The following is a 23,982-nucleotide window of genomic DNA, read 5'->3' as shown; positions in this document are numbered from 1 at the left end:
CGCTAGCGGCGTCCCTCGCGCAGAAACTTCCCGTTCGGCGAGTAGACGCCCGTCGCCCCGACCGCGTCGGGACCGACCTGCATCTGCACCGTGACCGGCAGCCGATCCGCCGCCGGATCGTCGTCGCCGGGCGCGACGCCGATCTTGAGTCCGACGGCATCGCGGTCGTAGGCCGCCACCCGATGTCTGCGCACCAGGTCGTCGCGGATCCGCACCATCGTCGCTCCGGTCAGTCCGGTCAGCGAGAAACCATCGGGGTCGGACGCCGAGTCGGTCTCGGACAGTTCCGGGAACCGACCGGGCTGCACCCAGATCCGGTAGATGCCGCCGCCGTCCAGTTCCAGCTCGACACCGGGGTGCGCCACGCCGATCCACGGCGCGGCCTCATCGACGGCCTTGTACGCGATCGAACGGAGCACGGCCCCATCGGGATCGATGCCCTCGTCCTTCAGCACACGCTCGGCAACCGAGAGGAACTCACTCAGGGACGCGGCGCCGACGGTGTCGGCGACCCGCCCGTGCAGATCCGTCTCGATGCTCTCCCCGCCGGACTGGCCGAATCGGGCCACCACCTTGTCGTCGACCGAGCGCGGGCCGATCTCGATGCCGCCGCTGGAGGTCGGCTCCGGATAGCCGATCTTCTGGCGCGCGGCGCACCCGGGCGGCCGCGGCGTTCAGGTCCAAGTGGGCGACGTCGGCGCGGGTGAACACGGTGCGCCCGCCGGTGCGCGTCGGGGCCGAATCGGTCCACGATGCTCCCGATCGATTCGAGGCGATCTCCCGCCCGGTCCGCGGATCGAGCACGCGCACCGTCTCCCGATCGTCGTCGATCCTGATCTGCCTGATCGAGGACGAGCCGCCGGGAACGAGGCGGTCAGCGCGGTCCAGAGCGCGCGCCAGCGCCGCCGAGGGATCGCCGCCGCCCTCGAGCACCGCGTCACCGTCGGCGGCATGCGAATCGCTCGCCGTCTCGGGATCGGCCAGCATCGCCACGGTGGGCAGACCGACGAGCAGAACCGTCGCCACGACCACCGCGGCACCGCGCAGGGCGGACTTCTGGCCGTATCGACGGAGCGAGCCGATCAGCCCGATGGCGACACCGGCGCCGGCGACCGCGAACAGAACCGAGGTGACGGGAAGATCGACGACGACCGCGACCAGCAGGCACAGTGTCGCCACGAACGCCGCGAGCGCTGTCCTCGTGACGGCCGGGCCCGGCTGCTTCACGCCGCGTGCAGTCCTCACTCTTTCACCTGCGGGCGCCTTGAGACTGCGAGTGTCGGTCAGAAGTAGCTGGCGACGGTCGGCAGGTTGATGACCGCGTCGACAGCGAGGCCGCAGAACAGCAGCGCCAGGTACTCGTTGGACGTCAGGAAGATCTTGAGCGGCTTCACCTCGACGCCCTTGCGGGTCTCGACGTAGAGCTTGGTGACCATGTAGATGAACCACACGCCGGAGGCGACCGCGACGACGAGGTAGATCCACGACGCGACCGGGATGAGCACGAAGGACGTGATGACGGTCAGCCAGGTGTACACCACCATGTGCGTGGTGACGCGCTCGTCACTGGCGATGACCGGGAACATCGGCACGCCCGCGGCGCGGTAGTCCTCGCGATAGCGCATGGCGAGCGCCCAGGTGTGCGGAGGGGTCCAGAAGAACACCACCAGGAACAGCACGAAGGGCTGCCAGCTGAGCGAATGCGTCACCGCCGCCCATCCGACGAGTGCGGGCATGCAGCCGGCGGCGCCGCCCCAGATCACGTTCTGCCACGTGCGGCGCTTGAGCACCAGCGTGTAGACGAAGACGTAGAAGCCGATGGTGATCAAAACCAGGATCGACGGCAGGAACGACCGCTCCCCCGCGTCGTTCGCGGTACCGAAGTAGAGCACGACGAACGACACGACCGCCAGGACGATGCCGAAGATCAGCGCATTGCGCACCGGCACCGCGTGACGGGCCAGCGGCCGACGCTGCGTCCGCTTCATCTTCTGATCGATGTCGGCGTCGGCCACCATGTTCAGGCTGTTGGCGCTCGCGGCACCGAGCCACCCGCCGACCACTGTGATCAGGATCAGGCCGATGTCGACCGTTCCGCGCTCCGCCTGGAGCATCACCGGAATGGTCGAGACCAGAAGCAACTCGATGACACGCGGCTTGGTCAGCGCGATGTACGCCAGGACCATGCCCCACGCACGCGCACCGAGGCCGGCGTTCCCGGCCGGGTTCTCGGTAGACATCGAGGTCGAGGAGGCGTCGGTGTCCGCGCTTTCCCCAATACTCACAGATGCTCCTCACATAAGACCCGGCGTCATCGCGCCGCACGATCCGTCCACGACGGATCCGGGCGACGGTCTGTACGCGACACTGGGCACACCGACGGGCTACTACAACCGATGGTAGACCCGGAGGTCTCTCATAACAGAATCCGCACTGCCCAGATCACACTTGCACTCAATCCTGGCGACCGCGCCCGCCGAAGGTGGTCCATCACACCGGAAAGTCCCCAGCCAGTCGCGCGCGAGCGTGCGGCGGACCGCTAGGCTGGAAATCACCATTGCGTCCGAGCACCCACGACAAGGCACAGGAGACTCCACCACCGTGGCGATTACCGACGAGATCCGCGAGCTCACCCAGCAGGTTCACCCCGCCGACTGGAGCGACCTGGACACCAAGGCCGTGGACACGGCTCGCATTCTGGCCGCGGACGCGGTACAGAAGTGCGGCAGCGGCCACCCCGGCACGGCGATGAGTCTGGCACCGCTGGCGTACACCCTGTATCAGCGCGTGATGCGCCACGATCCGTCCGATCCGGCCTGGGTGGGACGCGACCGGTTCGTCCTCTCGTGCGGCCACTCGAGCCTCACCCAGTACATCCAGCTGTATCTCGGTGGTTTCGGCCTCGAACTGGGCGATCTGGAGGCGCTGCGCACCTGGGGCTCGCTGACGCCCGGCCACCCCGAGTTCCGCCACACCAAGGGTGTGGAGATCACCACCGGCCCGCTCGGACAGGGGCTCGCGTCGGCGGTCGGCATGGCCATGGCGGCCCGGCGCGAGCGCGGCCTGTTCGATCCCGACGCACCGGCGGGCCAGAGCCCGTTCGATCATCACGTGTACGTGATCGCCTCGGACGGCGACATCGAAGAGGGCGTCACCTCCGAGGCCAGTTCCCTCGCGGGTACGCAGGAACTCGGGAACCTCATCGTCTTCTACGACCAGAACCACATCTCGATCGAGGACGACACCAGCATCGCGCTCTCGGAGGACACCGCCAAGCGTTACGAGGCGTACGGCTGGCACGTCCAGATCGTCGAGGGCGGCGAGAACATCGTCGCGATCGAAGAGGCGATCGAGAACGCGAAGGCCGTCACCGACAAGCCGTCGATCATCTGCCTGCGCACCATCATCGCCTGGCCGGCCCCCAACAAGATGAACACCGGCGCCTCGCACGGCTCGGCCCTGGGCGCCGACGAGGTCGCCGCGACCAAGGAGATCCTCGGATTCGACCCGGCCAAGAGCTTCGACGTCGACCCGGCCGTGCTCGGGCACACCCGGTCGCTGCAGGCTCGGGCCGCCGCCGAGCGAGCCGCGTGGCAGGAGGGCTTCGACGTCTGGGCCGCCGAGAACCCCCAGCGCAAGGAGCTGTTCGACCGGCTGGCCGCGCATGCGCTGCCCGAGGGCTGGACCGACGTGCTGCCGTCCTGGGAGGTCGGCGACAAGGATGTGGCGACCCGCTCGGCCTCGGGCAAGGTCCTCTCGGCGCTCGCGCCCGTCCTGCCCGAGCTGTGGGGCGGATCGGCCGACCTCGCAGGCTCCAACAACACCACGATGGACGGTGCCGTCTCGTTCGGTCCCGAAACCATCAGCACCGGGACCTGGAAAGCCGATCCGTACGGCCGGACCCTGCACTTCGGCATCCGCGAGCACGCGATGGGATCGATCCTGTCAGGCATCGTCCTGCACGGCCCGACGCGCGCGTACGGCGGAACCTTCCTGCAGTTCTCCGACTACATGCGGCCCGCGGTGCGTCTGGCCGCGCTGATGGAGATCGACCCGATCTACGTGTGGACCCACGACTCGATCGGCCTCGGCGAGGACGGTCCCACCCACCAGCCGGTGGAACATCTCGCCGCGCTGCGCGCGATTCCCCACCTGGACGTGGTCCGTCCCGCCGACGCCAATGAGACCGCTCACGCGTGGCGGCATCTGCTGACGCGCCGTCACCGGCCGGTCGGGCTGGCCCTGACCCGCCAGAACGTGCCGGTCCTGGAAGGCACCAGCTTCGAAGGAGTCGCCCGCGGCGGCTACGTCCTGTCCGACGCCGACGGGACCTTCGAGGTGGTGCTGATCGGCACCGGCTCGGAGGTGTCGCTGGCGGTGCAGGCGGCGCAGACGCTCGCCGCCGAGGGCATCGGCGCACGCGTGGTCTCGATGCCGTCGCTGGAGTGGTTCGCCGAGCAGGACGACGATTACCGCGAGTCGGTGCTGCCGACCGGCATTCCGCGCGTCGCCGTGGAAGCCGGCATCGCCATGCCGTGGCATGCGATCGTCGCGGGCGGCGAGATCGTCTCGCTGGAGCACTTCGGCGCTTCGGCTCCGTACCAGAAGCTGTACGACGAGTTCGGCATCACCGCCGACGCCGTCGCGGCCGCCGCCCGCCGCGTGCTCAACCGCTGACCTCCTGCGGTCGAGCGAGCGCAGCGCGTCGAAACCACCGCAACACGACATCCGACCCGATCCGGAGAACAGGAGTCATCCCCATGTCTCAGAACAAGAACCTCGCCGCTCTCTCGGAGGCCGGCGTGTCCGTCTGGCTCGACGACCTGTCCCGCGACCTGATCGCCTCGGGCGCTCTTCAGGATGAGATCGACACTCACTCGATCGTCGGCGTCACCACCAATCCCGCGATCTTCCAGAACTCGATCTCCAAATCCGAGAGCTACGCGGCTCAGGTCAAGGATCTCGCGTCGGTGGGCGCCGACGTCGATGCGGCCGTCACCGCCATCACCACCGACGACGTCCGTGCGGCGTGTGACGTCCTGCAGCAGGTCTTCGTCGACACCGACGGCCACGACGGCCGCGTCTCCATCGAGGTGGATCCGCGACTGGCGAACAAGACCGACGAGACCGTGGCGCAGGCGATCGAGCTGTGGAAGATCGTCGACCGCCCGAATCTGTTCATCAAGATCCCGGCCACCGAGGCCGGGCTGCCGGCGATCACCCGGGTGATCGCCGAGGGCATCAGCGTCAACGTGACCCTGATCTTCTCGGTGGACCGCTACCGCGCAGTGATGGACGCGTACCTCGACGGGCTCGACGCCGCACTCCGCAACGGCCACGACGCCGCCAAGATCGAGTCGGTCGCCTCGTTCTTCGTCTCCCGCGTCGACTCGGAGATCGACAAGCGCCTCGACGCCATCGGAACGCCCGAAGCGCTCGAGTTGCGAGGCAAGGCCGGTCTCGCGAACGCCCGCCTTGCCTACGCCGCCTACCGCGAAGTGTTCGAGACCGGGATCCGCTTCCCCGATCTCCAAGCGCACGGGGCGCTGCCCCAGCGCCCGCTGTGGGCGTCCACCGGGACCAAGAACGCCCAGTACCCGGACACCCTGTACGTGAGCGAACTGGTGGCGCCGAACACGGTCAACACGGTTCCGGTGAAGACTCTGAACGCCTTCGCCGACCACGGGTGGGTCGACACCGACTCGATCCTCGGCCGGGCCGAGGCGTCCCAGGAGGTGTTCGACTCACTCACTCGCGTGGGAGTCGATCTGCCCGACGTCTTCGCAGTATTGGAGGCCGAGGGGGTCAGCAAGTTCGAGGACGCCTGGAACGACCTCCTCGAGGCCACCCGGACGCAGCTCGACGCCGCGCAGCGCTAGCCGACACGACGCCCGGACGATACGAGAGGCCAGAGCGATATGGGACGTGCGGTCGACAAGCCGTGGAAGAACCCGCTTCGCGATCCGCATGACACGCGGCTGCCGAGGATCGCCGGGCCGTCCGCCCTGGTGATCTTCGGCGTGACCGGCGACCTCGCGCGCCGCAAGCTCATGCCGGCGATCTACGATCTCGCCAATCGGGGTCTGCTTCCGCCGAGCTTCGCGCTCGTCGGCTTCGCGAGGCGCGACTGGGAGCACGAAGACTTCGCCGACGTGGTTCGGGAGGCGGTGGAGGCGGGCAGCCGCACCGGCTTCCGACAGGAGGTGTGGGATCGGCTCGCCGAGGGCATCCGTTTCGTCGCGGGCACCTTCGAGGACGACGACGCCTTCGCCGCTCTGCAGCAGACGCTCGCCGATCTGGACCGGGAACGCGGGACCGACGGCAACCACGCCTACTATCTGTCGATCCCGCCGAAGGCGTTCCCTGTGGTCCTGAGCCAACTGCGGCGCACGGGGATGGCCGACCAGGACGGCGACAGCTGGCGGAGAGTCGTCATCGAGAAGCCCTTCGGCCACGACCTCGACAGCGCCCGGGAACTGAACGCCCTCGTGGGCAGCGTCTTCCCCGAGGAGTCGGTGTTCCGCATCGACCACTACCTCGGCAAGGAGACCGTTCAGAACATCCTGGCCCTGCGATTCGCCAACCAGCTGTTCGACCCGCTGTGGAGCTCGCACTACGTGGACCACGTGCAGATCACGATGGCCGAGGACATCGGACTCGGCGGCCGGGCCGGCTACTACGACGGCATCGGCGCGGCCCGCGATGTGATCCAGAACCACCTCCTGCAACTGTTGGCGCTGGTCGCCATGGAGGAGCCGGTGTCGTTCTCGCCGCAGCATCTGCAGTCGGAGAAGATCAAGGTCCTCTCGGCGACGCGCAACATCACCCCGATCGACGAGAACTCGGCGCGGGGACAGTACGGTCCGGGATGGCAGGGCTCCGAACCCGTGGTCGGGCTGAAGGACGAGGAGGGTTTCTCCCCCGACTCCACCACCGAGACCTTCGCCGCGATCGCGTTGGAGGTCGACACGCGGCGCTGGGCCGGCGTGCCCTTCTACCTCCGCACCGGCAAGCGGCTGGGAAGGCGGGTCACCGAGATCGCGATCGTCTTCAAGAGAGCGCCGCACCTGCCCTTCGACGACACGATGACCGCCGAACTCGGCCAGAACGCCCTGGTGATCCGAGTGCAGCCCGACGAAGGCGTCACCCTGCGATTCGGGTCCAAGGTGCCGGGCACGAGCATGGAGGTCCGCGACGTCAACATGGACTTCTCGTACGGCGGCGCGTTCACCGTGTCGTCGCCGGAGGCCTACGAACGGCTCCTGCTCGACGTGCTGCTCGGCGAACCGTCCCTGTTCCCGGTGGCGCAAGAGGTGGAGCTCAGCTGGCAGATCCTCGACCCCGTACTCGAGGACTGGGCCCGGTCCGGTACACCCGACGAATACGAGTCGGGCACCTGGGGGCCGGCCTCGGCCGACGAGATGATGAACCGCACCGGACGAGCCTGGAGGCGCCCGTGATCGTCGATCTCCCCGACACCTCGACCCTCGAGACCAGCAAGAAGCTCGTCCAGATGCGGCGCACCGGGGGCGCTGTGACGCTCGGTCGCGTCCTGACGCTCGTCATCGACCTCGACGCCGACGACGATGCGGAGGACGCCGTCGAGGCGTCGAACCGCGCCAGCCGCGAGCATCCGTGCCGCGTCATCATGGTGGTGCGCCACGACCGCTCGGGACCGACGCGGCTGGATGCGCAGATCCGCGTCGGCGGCGACGCCGGAGCGTCGGAGGTGGTGGTGCTCCACCTCCACGGTTCGCTCGCCGATCATCCGCACGCCACCGTGACCCCCTTCCTGCTTCCCGACACCCCCGTCGTGACCTGGTGGCCGAGCCGGGCTCCCGCGCGGCCCGCCGACGACAAGCTGGGACGGCTCGCCTCGCGGCGGATCACCGACGGCCGCCTCACCGACGACCCCGGCGCATTTCTGGGCGCTCGCCGGATCGGCTACTCACCGGGCGACACCGATCTCGCGTGGTCGGCCATCACCCAGTGGCGGGCGATGCTCGTGTCCGCACTGGACCGTCCCCCGCACAACGAGATCCTCCGTGCCCGAGTGGTGGGACCGCACGATGTCACGGGACTCGATCTGTTCGCCGGGTGGCTCGCCGCCGAACTCGGCGTCCCGGTGGTGCGCGCCGTCGGCGACATGTCGGTGACCCTGGTCCACACCGGAGGAGAACTGTCGATGAGTCAGGGACCGGACGGAAGCATCATCCGCAGCTCCGGCCACCCGGACGGACGGTCGGCCTTCGCTCGCCGGACCACCGCCGAATGCCTGGCCGAGGAACTCCGCAGCCTGGACGCCGACGAGGTGTACGAGCTGGCGCTGCAGGGACTGTCCGGCGTCACCCATGAGGACCGGGCGACAGCGGGTGGCACGACGGCGGAGCCGGCCCGATGAGCGCCCCGGTGGAGCACCTGGTCTTCGATTCGTCGGCCGAACTCGTGGCGACGGCCGCCGCACGGTTCATCGCGACGGTGACCGCGGCGCAGGACGCCCGCGGGGTCGCGACGGTCGCGCTCACCGGCGGCAGCAACGGAATCGCACTGCTGCGCGAGCTCGCCCGCCACCCCCGCGCCCTCGACTGGTCCCGCATCGAACTGTACTGGGGTGACGAACGTTTCGTCCCCGCCGAGGATCCGGAGCGGAACTCGCTGCAGGCGCGTGAGGCACTGCTCGACCACGTGCCGGTCGAGGGCGCGCGGGTCCACGTGGCGGCGCCCTCCGACGGCGAGTTCGGCGACGACATCGACGCCGCGGCCGCCGACTACGCTCGCCGCCTGGGTTCCGGGACCGTCTTCGACATCCATCTGCTCGGCATGGGCGGTGAGGGGCACGTCAACTCCCTGTTCCCGCATAGCGCGGCGACCGCGGAGGACTCGCGTCCGGTCGTCGCGGTCACCGACTCCCCCAAGGCGCCGCCTCGCCGCATCACACTGACCTTCCCGGTCATCAACGCCTCCCGCGAGGTCTGGTTCCTCGTCTCGGGCGCCGAGAAGGCGGAGGCGGTCGCCGCGGCGGCGTCCGGCGCCGCGCGCGAGGACTGGCCGTGCGCCGGCGCTCACGGGGTCGAGAACACGGTGTGGTTCCTCGATCGCGCCGCGGCCTCGCAACTGTCCTGACCTCCGGTCCGCACTCCCGCGCCCGCCGACGATGATGCGATGGGCTTCTCAAAGCGCTCATCAGAAGTGATCCACCTTGCTACGGTCGATTCACCCGATAGTCAAGAGTGCGATCATACGAAACCAAGGGCCGCCGTACGTCACTCGCCGTTGAGAGCTCCTCCGCCATCGGCTCCGTCCGGACCGGGCCCGGCGGGAGAACACAGTGGCAAAGAAGATCAAGCAGACACACACGACCAAGCGACGGATCGCCGGCGACCGACGACATGTGTTCCGCACGGCGGCGGCCGTGGCGGCCACGATGATCGTGACCGCGACAGCGCTGACCGCGTGCACCAAGACCGACACCGGCAGCGAGACCACACTCGACGATCTGCGGAAGGCCGGAACCGTCACCGTGGCCTACGCCAATGAAGCGCCGTATTCGTTCGACGCCGACGGGCAGCTCACCGGCGGCACCATCGCACTCCACCGCGAAGTGTTCCGGCGGCTCGGCGTCAACGAACTCAAGGGCGTGAAGACCGACTGGGGCGGCCTCATCCCCGGACTCAACGCCAAACGATACGACCTGGTCAGCGCCGGAATGTCGATCACGCCGGAGCGGTGCGGCCAAGCCGCGTTCAGCGTTCCCGAGATCAACTACACCACCGCGCTGATGGTGCAGCCGGGCAATCCGAAGCACCTCACGGACATGGATTCGATCAAACGCTCCGGCGCGAAGATGGCGGCCATGACCGGTGCCATCGAGGCCGACTACGCCTCCGAACTGGACATCCCCGATCCGATGCTCGTCAAGGACCAGCAGTCCGGGATCGATGCCGTGAACTCCGGCCGGGTGGACGCCTTCGCTCTGACGGCGGTATCCCTGAACTACGCCAAGACGCACACGCCCGGCCTCAACGTCGAAGTCACGCAGCCGTTCATCGCGTTCATCGACGGCAAACCCCAGAATCCGGCGGGTGCGACGGTGTTCCGGAAGGAGGACACCTCCCTGCGCGACGCGTACAACGCCGAGGTGAAGAAGATCCTCGCCGACCGCACCGAGTACATGAAGATCCTCGGCCCGTTCGGCTTCACCGAGGAGAACATCCCCGATCCGTCACTCACCACCGACCGGTTGTGCCGCGGCGAGTGACCGGGTTCGGATCGAGATGAGCCACGATCTCGACGCGCTCGTCGACGCCCTGCCCGCCCTCGGGCGCGGCATCGTCGTCACGCTGGAACTGACGGCCGGCGGCGGTCTGCTCGCCTTCGCACTCGCACTCACTCTCGGCACGCTCGTACGGGTGAGGTCGCTTCCCATCCGGTTCGTGGCCCGCGTCCTCATCGAGTTCTTCCGCGGGACATCCCTCGTCGTGCAGCTGTTCTGGCTGTTCTACGTGCTCCCCCTGCTCGGCTATCAACTCGATCCGGTGTTCTGCGGCGTCCTCGCACTGGGACTCAACTACGGCGCCTACGGGGCCGAAGTGGTCCGCGGTGCCCTCAACGCGGTACCACCGGCCCAGGTGGAGGCCGCCGTCGCGTTGAACTTCACCGCCCGGCAGCGCCTCACCCGAGTGGTCTTCCCCCAGGCCTGGGCGATGATGATCCCGTCGCTGGGCAACCTGCTGATCCATCTGCTCAAAGGCACCGCGTTCGCGTCCTTCATCACCCTGCAGGACCTCACGGCCGGCATCGTCGACCTGCAGAAGACCACCGGCGACACGCTGTTCTCCTTCGGAGTCGGGCTGGTCATCTATCTCGTGCTCGCCTACGTGGTCACGTTGTTCATCAACCTGGCCGAGGCGCGGGCCAAGCACCGTCTCGGCCGCGGTCCCACGCTTCGGGAGATCCTCAGCCTCCGTCCGCAGTCCCAGGACGCTCCCGGGGGTGCGCTGTGATCGAGTGGAGTTGGCAACGCGCACAGGACGCGCTCCCGGTGCTGTGGGACGGATTCCAGATCACCCTGCTCGCCACGGTGATCGGCTTCTTCATCGCCGCTGCGCTGGGGCTCGTGATCGCCGTCATCAGACGGTCGGCGCCGCGTTGGCTGTCCGCGCCGGTGTACGCGGTGGCCGAGTTCATCCGTCTCACCCCGATCGTGGTGCAACTGCTCTTCGTATTCGCCCTGTTCCCGCAGTTCACGCCGCTGTCCATCGGTGTCACGGTCCTCGGAGTGCACTACTCGAGCTACATGGCGGAGGTGTACCGGGCCGGCATCGAGGAGGTTCCCATCGGACAGTGGGAGGCGGCCCGTGCGCTGTCGCTGCCGGCCGGCCGGACCTGGCGAGCGGTGATCCTGCCCCAGGTACTGCGGAACTCGCTGCCCGCACTCGGCAACAACGCCGTGTCGATGTTCAAAGACACCCCCTACCTGTTCACGATCTCGGTGGTCGAACTGGTCACCGCCGCACAGACCTACGGCGCCGCCCACTTCGCCTACCTCGAGGCGTTCACCCTCGCCGGCGCCTTCTTCCTGGTGGCGAGCTACCCGACCTCGGTCCTGATCCGACGACTGGAGAAACGCCTTGCCCGCTGACGACCGGAACCCTCCGAACGCCCCCGACGCAGCCGAATCCGCGGATGCCATGATCCGCTTCGACGGCGTCGTGAAACGCTTCGGCGACCACCTGGTTCTCGACCATCTCGACTTCACCGTCGACCGCGGCGAGAAGGTCACCCTGATCGGCCCCAGCGGCTCGGGGAAGACGACGATTCTCCGGCTGCTCATGACCCTGGAGAAGGTCACCGACGGCGTCATCTGGGTGGGCGGCCGACCGCTGAGCCATCAGCTGCGCGGGGACCGGCTGGTCCCCGCGAAGGAGAAGTACCTTCGCGAGGTCCGCAAGAACATCGGGATGGTCTTCCAGCAATTCAACCTCTTCCCCAACATGACTGTGCTGCAGAACATCACCGAGGCTCCGATCCACGTCCTCGGCCGGAGTCGAGACGAGGCGGTCGAGCATGCGCGGAGCCTGCTCGACACCGTCGGACTCAGCGACAAGGAGTCGGCGCATCCCACGCAGTTGTCGGGCGGTCAGCAGCAGCGCGTCGCCATCGCCCGCTGCCTCGCGATGAGTCCGTCGGTGATGCTGCTGGACGAGGTGACCTCCGCACTCGACCCCGAACTCGTCGACGGCGTCCTGTCGGTGCTGCGCGACATCGCGGTCACCACCGACATCACGATGCTGATCGTGACGCACGAGATGCGTTTCGCCCGCGAGGTCTCCGACCGCGTGATGATGTTCGACGACGGCAGAATCGCCGAGGAGGGTCCGCCCGAGCAGATCTTCGGCGACCCGCGGGAGGAACGCACACGAGAGTTCCTCAAGGCGATCCGCTGACGTCCTACCCGCTGTTGCGCAACGCCGTCGCCAGACCGTTCATCGTCAGCTGAATACCGCGGCGAATGAGCGGCGAGTCCTCGCCCGACCGGAACCGCTGCAGCAACTCCACCTGCAGCAGGTTGAGCGGCTCCAGATACGGGAACCGGTTGTAGACCGACCGTTTCAGCGCGTCGTTGTCGGCCAGCAGATCCGTGGTGCCGGTGATCGCGGTGTACATCTCGAGAGTCCGCTCGTGCTCTTCGACGATCATCGAGAAGACGCGGCGGCGCAGTTCCTCATCCGGCACGAGTTCGGCGTACCGGGACGCCAGACCCATGTCCGACTTCGCCAGCACCTGCGCCATATTCGACATCACAGAGCGGAAGAACGGCCAGTTCTCGTAGTATCGCCGCAAGTCGGCGATCCGCGCGTCGTCCCCGCGGGTCCACTGCGCGAACGCGCTGCCGACTCCGTACCAGCCCGGGAGCATGACGCGGCACTGCGTCCACGAGAGCACCCACGGGATGGCGCGGAGATCGGAGATGGCGGTCGTCTGCTTGCGTGAGGTCGGCCGGCTGCCGATGTTCAGCGCCCCGATCTCCGACAGCGGCGTCGACGCGGTGAAGTACTCCACGAAGCCGGGAGTCTCGTGCACCAGCGCGCTGTACGCCCGCCGCGCGGACTCGGCTAGTGCGTCGAAGTCGGCGTACGCTCGCTCGGGATCGTCGAGGCCTTCCACGTCGAGTAGCGACGACTCGATGGTGGCGGCGAGCAACGACTCCAGATTCCGCCGCGCGCTGACGGGCTCGGCGTACTTCGCCGCGATGATCTCGCCCTGTTCCGTGAGGCGCAGCGAGCCGGTGACGGCACCGGGCGGCTGAGCCAGGATCGCGTCGTAACTGGGTCCGCCGCCGCGTCCGACGGTCCCTCCGCGGCCGTGGAACAGTCGCAGCCGCACCTCCGCCGCGCGGGACGCGGACACCAGGTCGAGTTCGGCGCGATACAGCGCCCAGTTGGCCGCCAGGTAGCCGCCGTCCTTGTTGGAGTCCGAGTAGCCCAGCATCACCTCCTGGATGTCGCCCTGCGCGCGGACCAATGCCCGGTAGAAGCCCAGGTTCAGCGCCGCGGTCAGTGTGGCCGCGCCGCCGCGCAGATCCTCGATCGTCTCGAACAGCGGCACCACGCGCACCGAGCACGACGGCCCGGCGTCGCCCGGTCCGGCGGCATGGTAGATCCCCGCCTCCTTCAACAGGATCAGCACCTCCAGCAGATCCGATACGGACGAGCACATGCTGATGACGTAGTTCGGGACGGCGCGGGGGCCGAACCGCTCGATCGCACCCGCCGCGGCGTGCACCACCCCCAGCTCCTTCATCGCGAGCTCGCTCAGTTCGGCGTCGGGAGTCGTGAGCGGGCGGCGCGAGGCCAGCTCCGCCGTCAGCAGGCCGATCCGGTCCGCCTCCGGCAGCGCCGGGTAGTCGGCGCACACCCCGGCCCACGAGAGGAGTTCGGCTACCACCTGCTCATGTGTCTCGGAGTTCTGCCGCATGTCGAGTCCGGACAAGTGAAAACCGAAGGTGCGCACCGCTTCCCGGAGCGTCGCGAGGCGGTCGTCGGCGATCGAGTCGTCATGAGCGGCGCGCAGCGCCCGGTCGATCACGTCGAGGTCGGCGAGGAATTCGTCGGCGTCGCCGTAGGGTGCCGCCGCACGCGCGGTGTCCAGTTCCGCCGGGTCGACGGCATCCTCGCCGAGCGTGTGCAGCGCACGGGCGAGAACGCGCGAACGCACTGCTGAGACCGCCGAACGGAAGGGTTCGTCGTCGGTGTCCCCCGGTTCGTCGGGCGGGGCGAACCCGGAGCCGAGTGCCGACAGTGCGGGTGAGACCGGCGAGAACAGCCGTGCGGACAGGCTCAACTCCTGATGCAGCGCAGCGAGCTCGTCCAGGTGATGGCGCATCGCGGTGCGTGCGGCACTCGTGGCCGCCTCATCGACCACCTCTGCCGAGACGAACGGATTGCCGTCACGGTCGCCGCCGATCCACGAACCCATGCTGATCATCGACAGGCCGTCGAGACCGGCGTCGGGATAGGCCTCGACCAGGGCCGCGCGGACGTCCTTGTTCAGGGCGGGCACCACGTCGAAGAAGGACGCCCCGTAGTAGCGGAGCCCGGTGGTGATCTCGTCGGAGATGGTCAGCCTGCGCAACCGGATCAGGGCGGTCTGCCACAGCACCAGGATCTGCCTGCGGATGTCCTCCGTCAACCGGGCGTCCTCCTCCGGAGTCAGCTCGGTCCGCGCCCGCACGCGCATCAGTTCGGTGATCCGGTTCTGCGCGTCGAAGACGCTGCGCCGCCGGGTCTCCGTCGGGTGCGCGGTGATCACCGGGACCACCTCCGCCGACCGCAGCGCGGCGGCGACGTCGGCGTCCGTGCGACCTGCGTCGGCGAGCTTGCCGAATGTGGCCGCCAACGACGACGGCGGAGGCGGGTCGCCCGCGCGCTGGTGGATGCGCCGTCGGCGTTCGCGGTGAAGGTCCTCGGCGAGATTGGCGAGCAGGGCGAAATTGGTGAACGCCCGGATGACGGGCATCAGATCGGCGACCGCTCGTCCGTCGTACCGTCCGGCCAGCTGATCACGCGTCACCTCGGCGTAGCGGATGCCGAAGGCGTCGCGGCGGGAACTCTCGACGAGCTCGAAGGTCGCCTCTCCCGCGTGGGAGCGGATCACCTCGCCCAGCAGTCCACCGAGGAAGCGGATGTCCTCGCGCAGCGGTTCGGTGAGGGCGCGCCCGGTGTCGTCGACGCTGATGCGATCGACCATCGGAGTGGCGATGGCGCGGGCGAGGGTCTCGGGAGTCAGCGAATCGGAGGCCATGCGCACAAAACTACGCGCTGCGTCGCCTCACGGCTCACCGAGCGAGCGGACTACGAGAACTTGATGTCGAGGCCGACGCCGATGATCAGGATGACCCAGACGAGACCGACGAAGACGGTGAGCCGGTCGAGATTCTTCTCGACCACCGACGAGCCGGACAGACTGGACTGCACGCCGCCGCCGAACAGCGAGGACAGGCCACCACCCTTGGCGCGATGCAGCAGAACCAGAACGATCAGCAGCACGCTGGTGATGATCAAGCCGATGTCGAGCGCGATAGTCACGGGTCGGTGGTCCTGTTCGTCGAATCTTGCGAAAACGCCTGTGGCAGGTCGCGTCCTTCTCGGATGCAACCTGCCACAGTCTACGCGATGGTGGTCGTGACTAGTGAAACCACCTGCAGCGCGTCACAGCAATGGACCGCCCGCGGCGATGGCCGACAACTGCGCGAACTCGTCGGCCTTGAGCGAGGCGCCGCCCACCAGAGCACCGTCGACGTCGGACTGCGCGACGATCTCTCCGACGTTCTTGGCGTTGACCGAACCACCGTAGAGAACGCGGACCGAATCGGCGGTGGCCTGGTCGGCGATCTCGGCGAGCGCGCCGCGCACCGCACCGCAGACCTCCTGAGCGTCGGCCGCACTCGCGACCCGGCCGGTGCCGATGGCCCACACCGGCTCGTAGGCGACGACGACCTTCGCGATGTCGGCGGCCGACAGCCCGGCCAGCGACGCCTTGATCTGCGCCACGTTGTACGCGACGTGATCACCGGCCTCGCGAACCTCGAGTCCTTCGCCGATGCAGACGATCGGCGTGAGCCCGTGGCGCAGCGCGGCCTTGGTCTTGGCCAGCACCACCTCGTCGGTCTCCGAGTGCAGGGTGCGACGTTCCGAATGTCCGACGACGACGAACGTGCAGCCGAGCTTCGCCAGGAACGCGCCACTGATCTCACCGGTGTACGCACCCGAGTCGTGCTCGGACAGATCCTGCGCACCGTAGGTCAGCAGCAGCTTGTCGCCGTCGACGATGGTCTGCACGCTGCGGATGTCGGTGAACGGCGGGATCACCGTCACGTCGACCTTCTCGAAGTACTTCTCGGGAAGAGCGAAGGAGATCTTCTGGACGAGTGCGATGGCCTCGTAGTGGTTGAGGTTGCACTTCCAGTTTCCGGCGATGAGCGGCTTGCGCGCGCCCGCCCCGCTCACTGCTCCACTCCCAGCACGGCCAGGCCCGGCAGTTCCTTGCCCTCGAGATACTCCAGGGAGGCGCCGCCGCCGGTCGAGATGTGCGAGAACGCCTCGTCCGGAATGCCGAGCGCGCGCACTGCCGCGGCGGAGTCGCCGCCGCCGACGACGCTGTACGCGCCGTCGCGGGTGGCCTCGACGATCGCTTCGGCCACCCCGCGGGTGCCCTCGGCGAACTTCTCGAACTCGAACACGCCCGACGGGCCGTTCCAGAAGATCGTCTTGGCACCGCGCAGCACCGCGGCGAATCGCTCGACAGTCCCCGGACCGATGTCCAGGCCCATGCCCTGCTCGAAGCCGTCCGCCGTCATCGCGATGCTGGTGTCCGCGTCGGCGGCGAACTTGTCCGCGACGACGATGTCGTGCGGCAGGTGGATCACGTCGCCGTACTTCTCGAGCAGGTCCTTGCAGGTGTCGATCATGTCTTCCTGCATCAGCGAGTCGCCGACCGGGCTGCCCTGCGCCTTGATGAACGTGAAGGCCATGCCGCCGCCGATCACCAGGGTGTCGACCTTGGGCGCGAGCGCCTCGATCACGCCCAGCTTGTCCGACACCTTCGAACCGCCGAGGACGACGGCGTAGGGACGCTCGACGTCGGAGGTGAGCTTGCGCAGCACCTCCACCTCGGTGGCCACGAGGTCGCCGGCGTACGCCGGGAGCAGCCGGGCGACGTCGTACACCGACGCCTGCTTGCGGTGGACCACGCCGAATCCGTCGGAGACGAACGCGCCGTCGTCGCCGACGAGCTCGACGAGCGCCTTCGCGAGCTTGTTGCGCTCGGCATCGTCCTTGCTGGTCTCGCGCGGATCGAAGCGGATGTTCTCCAGCAGGAGGACGTCACCGTCGGTGAGTCCTTCGGCGCGCGCGAGCGCATCCGAGCCCACCACGTCGCCGGCGAGCTGGACGTTGCGGCCCAGTTCCTCCGACAGCCGGGCGGCCACCGGCGCCAGCGACAGCGCGGGATCCGGCTCCCCCTTGGGGCGGCCCAGGTGCGCGGTCACGATGACCTTGGCACCCGCCTCGACGAGTTTGGCGATGGTCGGAGCCGACGCGACGATGCGCCCCGGATCGGTGATCGCGCCGCCGTCGAGCGGCACGTTCAGATCCGAGCGCACCAGCACGCCGCGGCCCTCGACTCCTTCGGCCAGCAGGTCTTCCAGAGTTCGGACTGCCATGGTGACTACAGCGACTTCCCGACGAGACCGATGAGGTCGACGAGGCGGTTGGAGTAGCCCCACTCGTTGTCGTACCAGGAGACGGTCTTGGCCTGGTTGCCGATGACCTTGGTCAGACCCGAGTCGAACAGCGACGAGTGCGGATCGGTGACGATGTCGCTCGAGACGATCGGCGCGTCGTAGTACTTGAGGATGCCCTTCAGCGGGCCCTCGGCGGCGGCCTTCATGGCGGCGTTGATGTCCTCGGCGCTGGCGGTCTTCTTCAGCTCCGCGGTGAGGTCGGTGACCGAGCCGGTCGGGATCGGCACGCGCAGCGCGTAGCCGTCGAGCTTGCCCTGCAGTTCGGGCAGGACCAGGCCGATGGCCTTGGCCGCACCGGTGCCGGTCGGAACGATGTTGATCGCGGCGGCACGCGCACGGCGCAGATCCTTGTGCGGGCCGTCCTGCAGGTTCTGGTCCTGCGTGTAGGCGTGAATGGTGGTCATCAGACCCTGCTCGATGCCGAACTCGTCGTTCAGCACCTTGGCCATCGGGCCGAGGCAGTTGGTGGTGCACGAGGCGTTCGAGATGATGTTCTGGCTGCCGTCGTACTTGTCGTCGTTGACGCCCATCACGATGGTGATGTCCTCGTCCGAGGCCGGCGCGGAGATGATGACCTTCTTGGCGCCGGCGTCCAGGTGACCCTGGGCCTTCGCGCGCGCGGTGAAGATGCCCGTCGACTCGACGACGACGTCGACGCCCAGATCGCCCCACGGAAGGGCTGCGGGGCCCTCCTTGACCTCGAGGGCCTTGATCTTCATGTCGCCGACGACGATGGTGTCGTCGCCCTCCAGGCGGACGTCCTGGGGCAGACGGCCGAGGATGCTGTCGAACTTCAGCAGGTGAGCCAGTGTGGCGTTGTCCGTCAGGTCGTTGACGGCGACGATCTCGATGTCGGTGGTTCCGAGCGCCTTCTGCGCCTCGACGGCACGGAAGAAGTTGCGGCCGATGCGGCCGAAGCCGTTGACGCCTACCCGAACAGTCACAAGTTGCTCCTTAAGCGGTGGTGTTGAGCCGGCGGTTCGTTACCGGCCCGCTCCCACCAGCCTAATAGCCGCCGCTCGCGAGGTCACCGGAAGGTCACTTGTGAGCGATGGGGTGTTCGTCACCACGCCGGGCGGGCGCCCCTACGCCTCGTCGAGGAGTTCGGCGGTGACCGCCGACTCGGTGTCCGGGATGCCGTCGGTCCGGGCCCGCTTGTCGGCCATCGACAGCAGGCGACGGATGCGGCCGGCCACCGCGTCCTTGGTCATCGGCGGATCCGCCAGTTGTCCGAGTTCCTCCAGCGAGGCCTGGCGGTGTTCCACGCGCAGCCGGCCGGCGGCCAGCAGATGGTCGGGCACGTCGTCGCCCAGGATCTCGAGCGCACGTTCCACGCGGGCGGCCGCGGCCACGGCGGCCCGCGCCGAGCGGCGCAGGTTCGCGTCGTCGAAGTTGGCCAGACGGTTCGCGGTGGCGCGCACCTCGCGCCGCATCCGGCGTTCCTCCCACACCAGGCGGGTGTCGTGCGCGCCCATCCGGGTGAGCAGCGCGCCGATCGCCTCGCCGTCACGGATGACGACCCGATCGCTGCCGCGGACCTCGCGGGCCTTGGCCGAGATGCCGAGCCGCCGCGCCGCGCCGACGAGCGCCAGAGCGGCCTCCGGGCCGGGGCAACTGACCTCCAGGGACGACGACCGGCCCGGCTCGGTCAACGAGCCGTGCGCCAGAAACGCTCCGCGCCAGGCGGCTTCGGCGTCGCCGACACTCCCGCCGACCACCTGCGCGGGCAGGCCGCGCACCGGCCGACCGCGCATGTCGAGCAGTCCGGTCTGGCGCGCCAGGGCCTCGCCGTCCTTCGTGACGCGCACGATGTAGCGTGCGCCCTTCCGCATTCCGCCCGAGCGGAGCACGTGGACGTCGGCGTTGTAGCCGAACAGACCGTGGATCTCGTGCCGCAGCCGCCGCGCCACGTTGCCGAGGTCCACCTCGGCCTCCACCACGACGCGGCCGCCCACGATGTGAATCCCCCCGGCGAATCGCAGCAGCGCCGACACCTCTGCCTTGCGGCAGCTGATCTGCGTCACCGACAACCGGCTCAGCTCGTCCTTGACCGCCCCAGTCATAGCCACGGTTCAAAGCCTCCTGTCCCCTGATATCCCCCGTTGCCCGACAGCCGCGCCGAGCGTCTCGAGTCCCGGAAGCATGCCAGATGTGCTGGTCCAACCTTACCGGCGATCATTTCAGTCGATCAGCCCGACCACCGTCGCGGCGGTTTTCGCCGGATCGTGCACCGCGGTTCCCGGAACCGCGAGATCCGCCACCCGCAGACGGGCCCCGAACCGGCCCGCCGCGCGTTCGAGATACTCGCGTTCGGCGCCCTCCGGCACCGACGCGGAATCGACGACGACGTCGTCCACCCGAAGGGTGGGAGCGTGCGCGTGCAGCACATGCAGGTGCCGCTCCACCGAGTATCCGGTGGTCTCCCCCGCCTCGGCTGCGAGATTGACGAACAGGATCTTGCGCGCCGACGTCTCGCTCAGCGCATCGAGCTGATCGGGCACCAGCACATGCGGAATCACGCTGGAGAACCACGATCCCGGACCGAGGGTCACCACGTCGGCCTCCCGGATCGCCGCCGCGGCCTGCGCACAACCGGCCGGAGCGTCGGGGATCAGCCGCACCCGCCGCGGCTTTCCCGGTGTGGTCGCGACCGCCACCTGGCCGCGGATCACGCGACTCACCCGGGGGTCCTTCTCCAGTCCGGACACGTCGGCCTCGATCACCAGGGGGACGTCGGCCATCGGCAGCACCCGGCCGTCGACGTCGAAGAGGTCGGTGAGGTCGTCCAACGCTTTCACCACGTCGCCGGTCACCTCGTTGAGCCCGCTGAGGAGCAGGTTGCCGATCGGGTGGCCGGCGAGCGCGCCGTAGCCGCCGAAGCGGTGCTGCAGCACGCGCGCCCAGCGCTGGTGCCGGTCCGCGGAGGCCGGGTCCACGCGCCGTCGCGCCTCGAGCGCGGCCGGGGCCGCCATCAGCGCCGCCAGCGCCATGCGCAGATCGCCCGGCGGAATCAGGCCGAGTTCGGCGCGCAGGCGGCCCGACGATCCTCCGTCGTCGGCGACCGTCACGACGGCCGTGACGTCGGCGGTGAGGTAGCGCAGCGCGGTGAGCGTGTTGAACAGACCGTGGCCGCCGCCGAGCGCCACCACCTTGAGCCCCTCGATCAGGTCGGGTACGGCGATCTCGGGTGCGCCTTCGCCGGCGCTCATTCGTTGCCCAGGTCGCGGTGGGTCACTTCGACGTCGTAGAGCCGGTGGCCGTCGGCGTCGACCACCTCCGACAGTCGTCGCGCCAGATCCTCGGACATCGCGACGCTGCGGTGCTTCCCGCCCGTGCAGCCGATGCCGAGGGTCATGTATCCCTTGCCCTCGCGCAGGTAGCCGCGGCCGACGATGCCCACGATGTCGACGTACCGGTCGAGGAACTCCGCGGCGTCCTCCTGTCCCAGCACATAGTCGCGGACCTGCGGTTCGCGGCCGTTGTGCTCGCGCAGTTCCGGGATCCAGAACGGGTTCGGCAGGAACCGCACGTCGGCGACGAGATCGCAGTCGATCGGCAGTCCGTACTTGAACCCGAACGACTGCACCGCGATGGCGAGCCGGCGGCCCGCGACGTTGGGGAAGACGTTCTCCACGATCGACCGCAGTCGGGTGGAACTCAGGTTGGAGGTGTCGATCACGGTGTCGGCCCCGGCCGCGAGCGGTGCCATGACCGCACGTTCGGCGGCGATCCCCTCTCCCAGAGTGCCGTTGCCCTGCAACGGGTGCCGCCTGCGGACCTGCTCGAACCGGCGGACCAGCACCTCGTCGGAGGCGTCGACGAAGATCATCGACGTGGTGGCGCCGCCGTCCTCCAGATCGCGGCGCAGCGCCGCCATCTCGGCCGCGAAGGAGGGATCGCCGCCCCGGACCACCATCGCGATCCGCTGCGCACCCACCTCGCTGCTCCGCACCATCTGCACGAGCTGCGAGATCAACGAGATCGGCACGTTGTCGCTGACATACCAGCCGTCGTCCTCGAGGACGTTGGCCACCGACGTGCGGCCGGCACCGGACATGCCGGTGACGAACAGCACCGTCGTACGGCTATCCGTTTCAGTCAACTCTGCGATTCCTCCATGTCGGGGACGGTCGTCTCGGGGCTTTCGCGGTCGGAGTCGTGGAGCGCGTCGTGGACGGCCTGCGCGGTGGCCGGGCCGATGCCCTTCACTTCGCCGATCTCCGCCACGGTCGCCTTCTTCAGATTGGCCACGGAACCGAAATGAGTCACCAGCGCCGTCCGCCGCCCCGCACCCAGGCCGGCGATCCCGTCGAGCGCCGAGGCGGTCATCCGTTTGCTGCGCTTGCTGCGGTGGAAGGTGATGGCGAACCGGTGCGCCTCGTCGCGCACGCGCTGCAACAGGAACAGGGCTTCGCTGTTGCGGGGCAGGATCACCGGCTCATCATCACCCGGAATCCACACCTCTTCCAGTCGTTTGGCCAGACCCACGACGGCCACGTCGGTGACGCCGAGCTCGTCGAGGACCGAGGCGGCGGCGTGCGCCTGGGGCGCGCCGCCGTCGACGACGAACAGATTCGGCGGATATGCGAATTTCCTCGGTCGGCGCGAAGTGGCCTCGTCGTCGGCCGCCGTCTGCCCCGATGCGCCCGCCTGATCCGAGGCGGACTCTTCCGGCGGCGGGGTGATGGCCCCGTCGCGGTGTCGGGCGAAGCGGCGCCGGGTGACCTCGGCGATCGACGCGACGTCGTCGGAGCGCCCGTCGCCGGCCGCCTCCTTGATCGAGTAATGCCGGTAGTCCGACTTCCGTGCCAGACCGTCCTCGAAGACGACGAGCGAGGCCACGACGTCCGTGCCCTGGACGTGCGAGATGTCGATGCACTCGATCCGCAGCGGCGCCGTGTCGAGCCCCAGTGCCTCCTGCAGCTCGGTCAGCGCCGCCGACCGAGTGGTCAGATCCCCCGCACGCTGCAGCTTGTGCCGCGCGAGGGCCTCGGTGGCGTTGCGTTCCACCGTCGTCATCAGCGTGCGCTTGTCGCCGCGCTGCGGAACGCGCAGACTCACGTGCGCCCCGCGTCGCTCGGCGAGCCACTTCTCGACATCCGCGGCGTCGTCGGGCAGTGCGGGAACCAGCACCTCGCGCGGGATGCCCGAACTCATGTCCGTCTCGGCGCCGTAGAACTGGGTCAGGAAGGTGCCGACCTGATCGGCGAGCGAGGCGTTCTCCTGGACCTCGACCACCCATCCGCGCTGACCGCGCACCCGTCCGTCCCGGACGTGGAAGACCTGCACGGACGACTCGAGTTCGTCGCCGACCAGAGCGATCACGTCGGCATCGGTCCCCGACCCCAGCACCACGGCCTGCTTCTCCATCGCGCGCCGCAGCGCGGAGACGTCGTCGCGCAGCCGGGCCGCCCGCTCGAAGTCGAGTTCCTCCGCCGCGCTGTTCATCTCGCGTTCGAGGTTCCGGATCAGACTGTCCGTGCGCCCGCCGAGGAAGTCGCAGAAGTCCTCGACGATCTCCCGGTGCTCGGCGGCCGACACACGGCCGACGCAGGGTGCCGAGCACTTGTCGATGTAGCCGAGCAGGCACGGCCGACCCATCTGCTCGCTGCGGCGGAATACCCCTTTGGAGCACGTCCGGACGCCGAAGACGCGGGTCAGCAGATCGACCGTCTCGCGAATGGCCCAGGCGTGCGAGTACGGGCCGAAGTACCGGACGCCGGGCCGGCGCGCCCCGCGATAGACGAAGACGCGCGGATACTCCTCGTTGAGGGTGACCGCGAGCATCGGGTAGCTCTTGTCGTCGCGGTAGCGGACGTTGAACCGCGGGTCGAACTCCTTGATCCAGTTGTATTCGAGCTGCAGCGCCTCCACCTCGGTGGTGACGACGGTCCACTCCACTGAGGCGGCGGTGGTGACCATCTGCCGGGTGCGCGGATGCAGGCCGGTGATGTCGGCGAAGTACGACGTGAGCCGTTGCCGCAGATTCTTGGCCTTGCCGACGTAGATGACCCGGCCGTGCTGATCGCGGAACTTGTAGACGCCGGGATCGGTCGGGATGGTGCCCGGCGCCGGTCGGTAAGTCGATGGATCAGCCACGCCCCCAGGTTAGTCGCCGCCGGTGACACGGGTTCGGCCCGGACGCGGTCACGACACCGCGCGGTGGTACCGCTGCGGCG

Annotated in this window: 21 protein-coding genes; 9 read left to right on the top strand and 12 right to left on the bottom strand. The window is 68.6% G+C overall.

Going from position 1 to position 23,982, the window contains the following annotated elements; genetic code table 11:
- Nucleotides 1-2 precede the first annotated feature (2 nt).
- Genes P5P27_RS09055 through P5P27_RS09045 form a run of 3 tightly spaced genes read right to left on the bottom strand, consistent with a single transcriptional unit; the run spans nucleotide 3 to nucleotide 2,240 of the window.
- Nucleotides 3-455: a hypothetical protein gene (locus P5P27_RS09055; RefSeq protein WP_278127298.1), complete on the bottom strand. Its 453-nt coding sequence runs from the start codon at nucleotides 453-455 to the stop codon at nucleotides 3-5.
- A gap of 22 nt (nucleotides 456-477) precedes the next feature.
- Nucleotides 478-1,245 (bottom strand): hypothetical protein, encoded by a 768-nt coding sequence (locus P5P27_RS09050; RefSeq protein WP_278127296.1) that lies wholly within the window; start codon nucleotides 1,243-1,245, stop codon nucleotides 478-480.
- A 38-nt stretch (nucleotides 1,246-1,283) separates the two neighbouring features.
- Nucleotides 1,284-2,240, bottom strand: coding sequence for a heme o synthase (locus P5P27_RS09045; protein ID WP_278127428.1), 957 nt, complete (start codon nucleotides 2,238-2,240; stop codon nucleotides 1,284-1,286).
- A gap of 361 nt (nucleotides 2,241-2,601) precedes the next feature.
- On the opposite strand from P5P27_RS09045, the gene tkt reads away from it, so the two are divergent.
- From tkt to ehuA, 9 genes are all read left to right on the top strand, one after another.
- On the top strand, nucleotides 2,602-4,677 hold the full coding sequence (gene tkt, locus P5P27_RS09040; RefSeq protein WP_006894851.1) for a transketolase: 2,076 nt from the start codon (nucleotides 2,602-2,604) through the stop codon (nucleotides 4,675-4,677).
- Nucleotides 4,678-4,760: 83 nt separating this feature from the next.
- Complete coding sequence (gene tal, locus P5P27_RS09035; protein WP_006894850.1) at nucleotides 4,761-5,879, top strand: transaldolase; 1,119 nt, start codon at nucleotides 4,761-4,763, stop codon at nucleotides 5,877-5,879.
- 39 nt (nucleotides 5,880-5,918) lie between these two features.
- Nucleotides 5,919-7,460, top strand: coding sequence for a glucose-6-phosphate dehydrogenase (gene zwf / locus P5P27_RS09030; RefSeq protein ID WP_006894849.1), 1,542 nt, complete (start codon nucleotides 5,919-5,921; stop codon nucleotides 7,458-7,460).
- A complete protein-coding gene (locus P5P27_RS09025) occupies nucleotides 7,457-8,401 on the top strand; it encodes a glucose-6-phosphate dehydrogenase assembly protein OpcA (protein WP_045539959.1) in 945 nt (314 codons plus the stop codon). The genes zwf and P5P27_RS09025 overlap by 4 nt, the downstream gene beginning before the upstream one ends.
- Complete coding sequence (gene pgl / locus P5P27_RS09020) at nucleotides 8,398-9,123, top strand: 6-phosphogluconolactonase (RefSeq protein WP_278127291.1); 726 nt, start codon at nucleotides 8,398-8,400, stop codon at nucleotides 9,121-9,123. Before P5P27_RS09025 ends, pgl begins: the two co-directional genes overlap by 4 nt.
- Nucleotides 9,124-9,424: 301 nt before the next feature.
- Nucleotides 9,425-10,258 carry an ectoine/hydroxyectoine ABC transporter substrate-binding protein EhuB gene (gene ehuB, locus P5P27_RS09015; RefSeq protein WP_278127427.1) on the top strand — a complete coding sequence of 278 codons (834 nt, stop codon included), beginning with the start codon at nucleotides 9,425-9,427 and terminating at the stop codon, nucleotides 10,256-10,258.
- A gap of 16 nt (nucleotides 10,259-10,274) precedes the next feature.
- Complete coding sequence (ehuC, locus tag P5P27_RS09010; protein ID WP_006894845.1) at nucleotides 10,275-11,003, top strand: ectoine/hydroxyectoine ABC transporter permease subunit EhuC; 729 nt, start codon at nucleotides 10,275-10,277, stop codon at nucleotides 11,001-11,003.
- Nucleotides 11,000-11,641: an ectoine/hydroxyectoine ABC transporter permease subunit EhuD gene (gene ehuD, locus P5P27_RS09005; protein ID WP_045539808.1), complete on the top strand. Its 642-nt coding sequence runs from the start codon at nucleotides 11,000-11,002 to the stop codon at nucleotides 11,639-11,641. The genes ehuC and ehuD overlap by 4 nt, the downstream gene beginning before the upstream one ends.
- 49 nt (nucleotides 11,642-11,690) lie before the next feature.
- Nucleotides 11,691-12,446 carry an ectoine/hydroxyectoine ABC transporter ATP-binding protein EhuA gene (gene ehuA, locus P5P27_RS09000; protein WP_039866791.1) on the top strand — a complete coding sequence of 252 codons (756 nt, stop codon included), beginning with the start codon at nucleotides 11,691-11,693 and terminating at the stop codon, nucleotides 12,444-12,446.
- 4 nt (nucleotides 12,447-12,450) lie between these two features.
- On the opposite strand, the gene ppc is transcribed toward ehuA, so the two are convergent.
- The 9 genes from ppc to uvrC form a co-directional block, all read right to left on the bottom strand.
- On the bottom strand, nucleotides 12,451-15,303 hold the full coding sequence (gene ppc / locus P5P27_RS08995; RefSeq protein WP_278127288.1) for a phosphoenolpyruvate carboxylase: 2,853 nt from the start codon (nucleotides 15,301-15,303) through the stop codon (nucleotides 12,451-12,453).
- A gap of 50 nt (nucleotides 15,304-15,353) precedes the next feature.
- Nucleotides 15,354-15,587: a preprotein translocase subunit SecG gene (secG, locus tag P5P27_RS08990; protein ID WP_006894841.1), complete on the bottom strand. Its 234-nt coding sequence runs from the start codon at nucleotides 15,585-15,587 to the stop codon at nucleotides 15,354-15,356.
- Between the two features lie 123 nt (nucleotides 15,588-15,710).
- Nucleotides 15,711-16,508 carry a triose-phosphate isomerase gene (gene tpiA, locus P5P27_RS08985; protein ID WP_006894840.1) on the bottom strand — a complete coding sequence of 266 codons (798 nt, stop codon included), beginning with the start codon at nucleotides 16,506-16,508 and terminating at the stop codon, nucleotides 15,711-15,713.
- Entirely contained in the window at nucleotides 16,505-17,722 is a 1,218-nt protein-coding gene (locus P5P27_RS08980) for a phosphoglycerate kinase (protein WP_045539815.1), read from the bottom strand. Before P5P27_RS08980 ends, tpiA begins: the two co-directional genes overlap by 4 nt.
- 5 nt (nucleotides 17,723-17,727) lie before the next feature.
- Entirely contained in the window at nucleotides 17,728-18,747 is a 1,020-nt protein-coding gene (gene gap / locus P5P27_RS08975) for a type I glyceraldehyde-3-phosphate dehydrogenase (protein WP_006894838.1), read from the bottom strand.
- Nucleotides 18,748-18,888: 141 nt separating this feature from the next.
- Nucleotides 18,889-19,872 (bottom strand): DNA-binding protein WhiA, encoded by a 984-nt coding sequence (gene whiA, locus P5P27_RS08970; protein WP_039866771.1) that lies wholly within the window; start codon nucleotides 19,870-19,872, stop codon nucleotides 18,889-18,891.
- Nucleotides 19,873-19,983: 111 nt separating this feature from the next.
- The gene (locus tag P5P27_RS08965) at nucleotides 19,984-21,012 is read right to left on the bottom strand and encodes a gluconeogenesis factor YvcK family protein (RefSeq protein WP_006894834.1); all 1,029 of its coding nucleotides are present in this window, start codon (nucleotides 21,010-21,012) and stop codon (nucleotides 19,984-19,986) included.
- On the bottom strand, nucleotides 21,009-21,905 hold the full coding sequence (rapZ, locus tag P5P27_RS08960; protein WP_045540113.1) for an RNase adapter RapZ: 897 nt from the start codon (nucleotides 21,903-21,905) through the stop codon (nucleotides 21,009-21,011). The genes P5P27_RS08965 and rapZ overlap by 4 nt, the downstream gene beginning before the upstream one ends.
- Entirely contained in the window at nucleotides 21,902-23,902 is a 2,001-nt protein-coding gene (gene uvrC / locus P5P27_RS08955) for an excinuclease ABC subunit UvrC (RefSeq protein WP_045540110.1), read from the bottom strand. The genes rapZ and uvrC overlap by 4 nt, the downstream gene beginning before the upstream one ends.
- Nucleotides 23,903-23,982 lie beyond the last annotated feature (80 nt).

The organism is Gordonia sihwensis, assembly GCF_029632925.1.
Taxonomy (GTDB): Bacteria; Actinomycetota; Actinomycetes; order Mycobacteriales; family Mycobacteriaceae; genus Gordonia; species Gordonia sihwensis.
The sequence above is the reverse complement of the archived record's forward strand: the minus strand, read 5'-3'. Positions and strand labels throughout refer to the sequence as shown.

Bases quoted from the DNA above. Each gene is read 5' to 3' on its own strand.
- P5P27_RS09045 (WP_278127428.1), bottom strand. From the start codon at position 2,240: ATGTCTACCGAGAACCCGGCCGGGAACGCCGGCCTCGGTGCGCGTGCG.
- tal (WP_006894850.1), top strand. From the start codon at position 4,761: ATGTCTCAGAACAAGAACCTCGCCGCTCTCTCGGAGGCCGGCGTGTCC.
- zwf (WP_006894849.1), top strand. From the start codon at position 5,919: ATGGGACGTGCGGTCGACAAGCCGTGGAAGAACCCGCTTCGCGATCCG.
- pgl (WP_278127291.1), top strand. From the start codon at position 8,398: ATGAGCGCCCCGGTGGAGCACCTGGTCTTCGATTCGTCGGCCGAACTC.
- ehuB (WP_278127427.1), top strand. From the start codon at position 9,425: ATGATCGTGACCGCGACAGCGCTGACCGCGTGCACCAAGACCGACACC.
- ehuC (WP_006894845.1), top strand. From the start codon at position 10,275: ATGAGCCACGATCTCGACGCGCTCGTCGACGCCCTGCCCGCCCTCGGG.
- ehuA (WP_039866791.1), top strand. From the start codon at position 11,691: ATGATCCGCTTCGACGGCGTCGTGAAACGCTTCGGCGACCACCTGGTT.
- ppc (WP_278127288.1), bottom strand. From the start codon at position 15,303: ATGGCCTCCGATTCGCTGACTCCCGAGACCCTCGCCCGCGCCATCGCC.
- P5P27_RS08980 (WP_045539815.1), bottom strand. From the start codon at position 17,722: ATGGCAGTCCGAACTCTGGAAGACCTGCTGGCCGAAGGAGTCGAGGGC.
- P5P27_RS08965 (WP_006894834.1), bottom strand. From the start codon at position 21,012: ATGAGCGCCGGCGAAGGCGCACCCGAGATCGCCGTACCCGACCTGATC.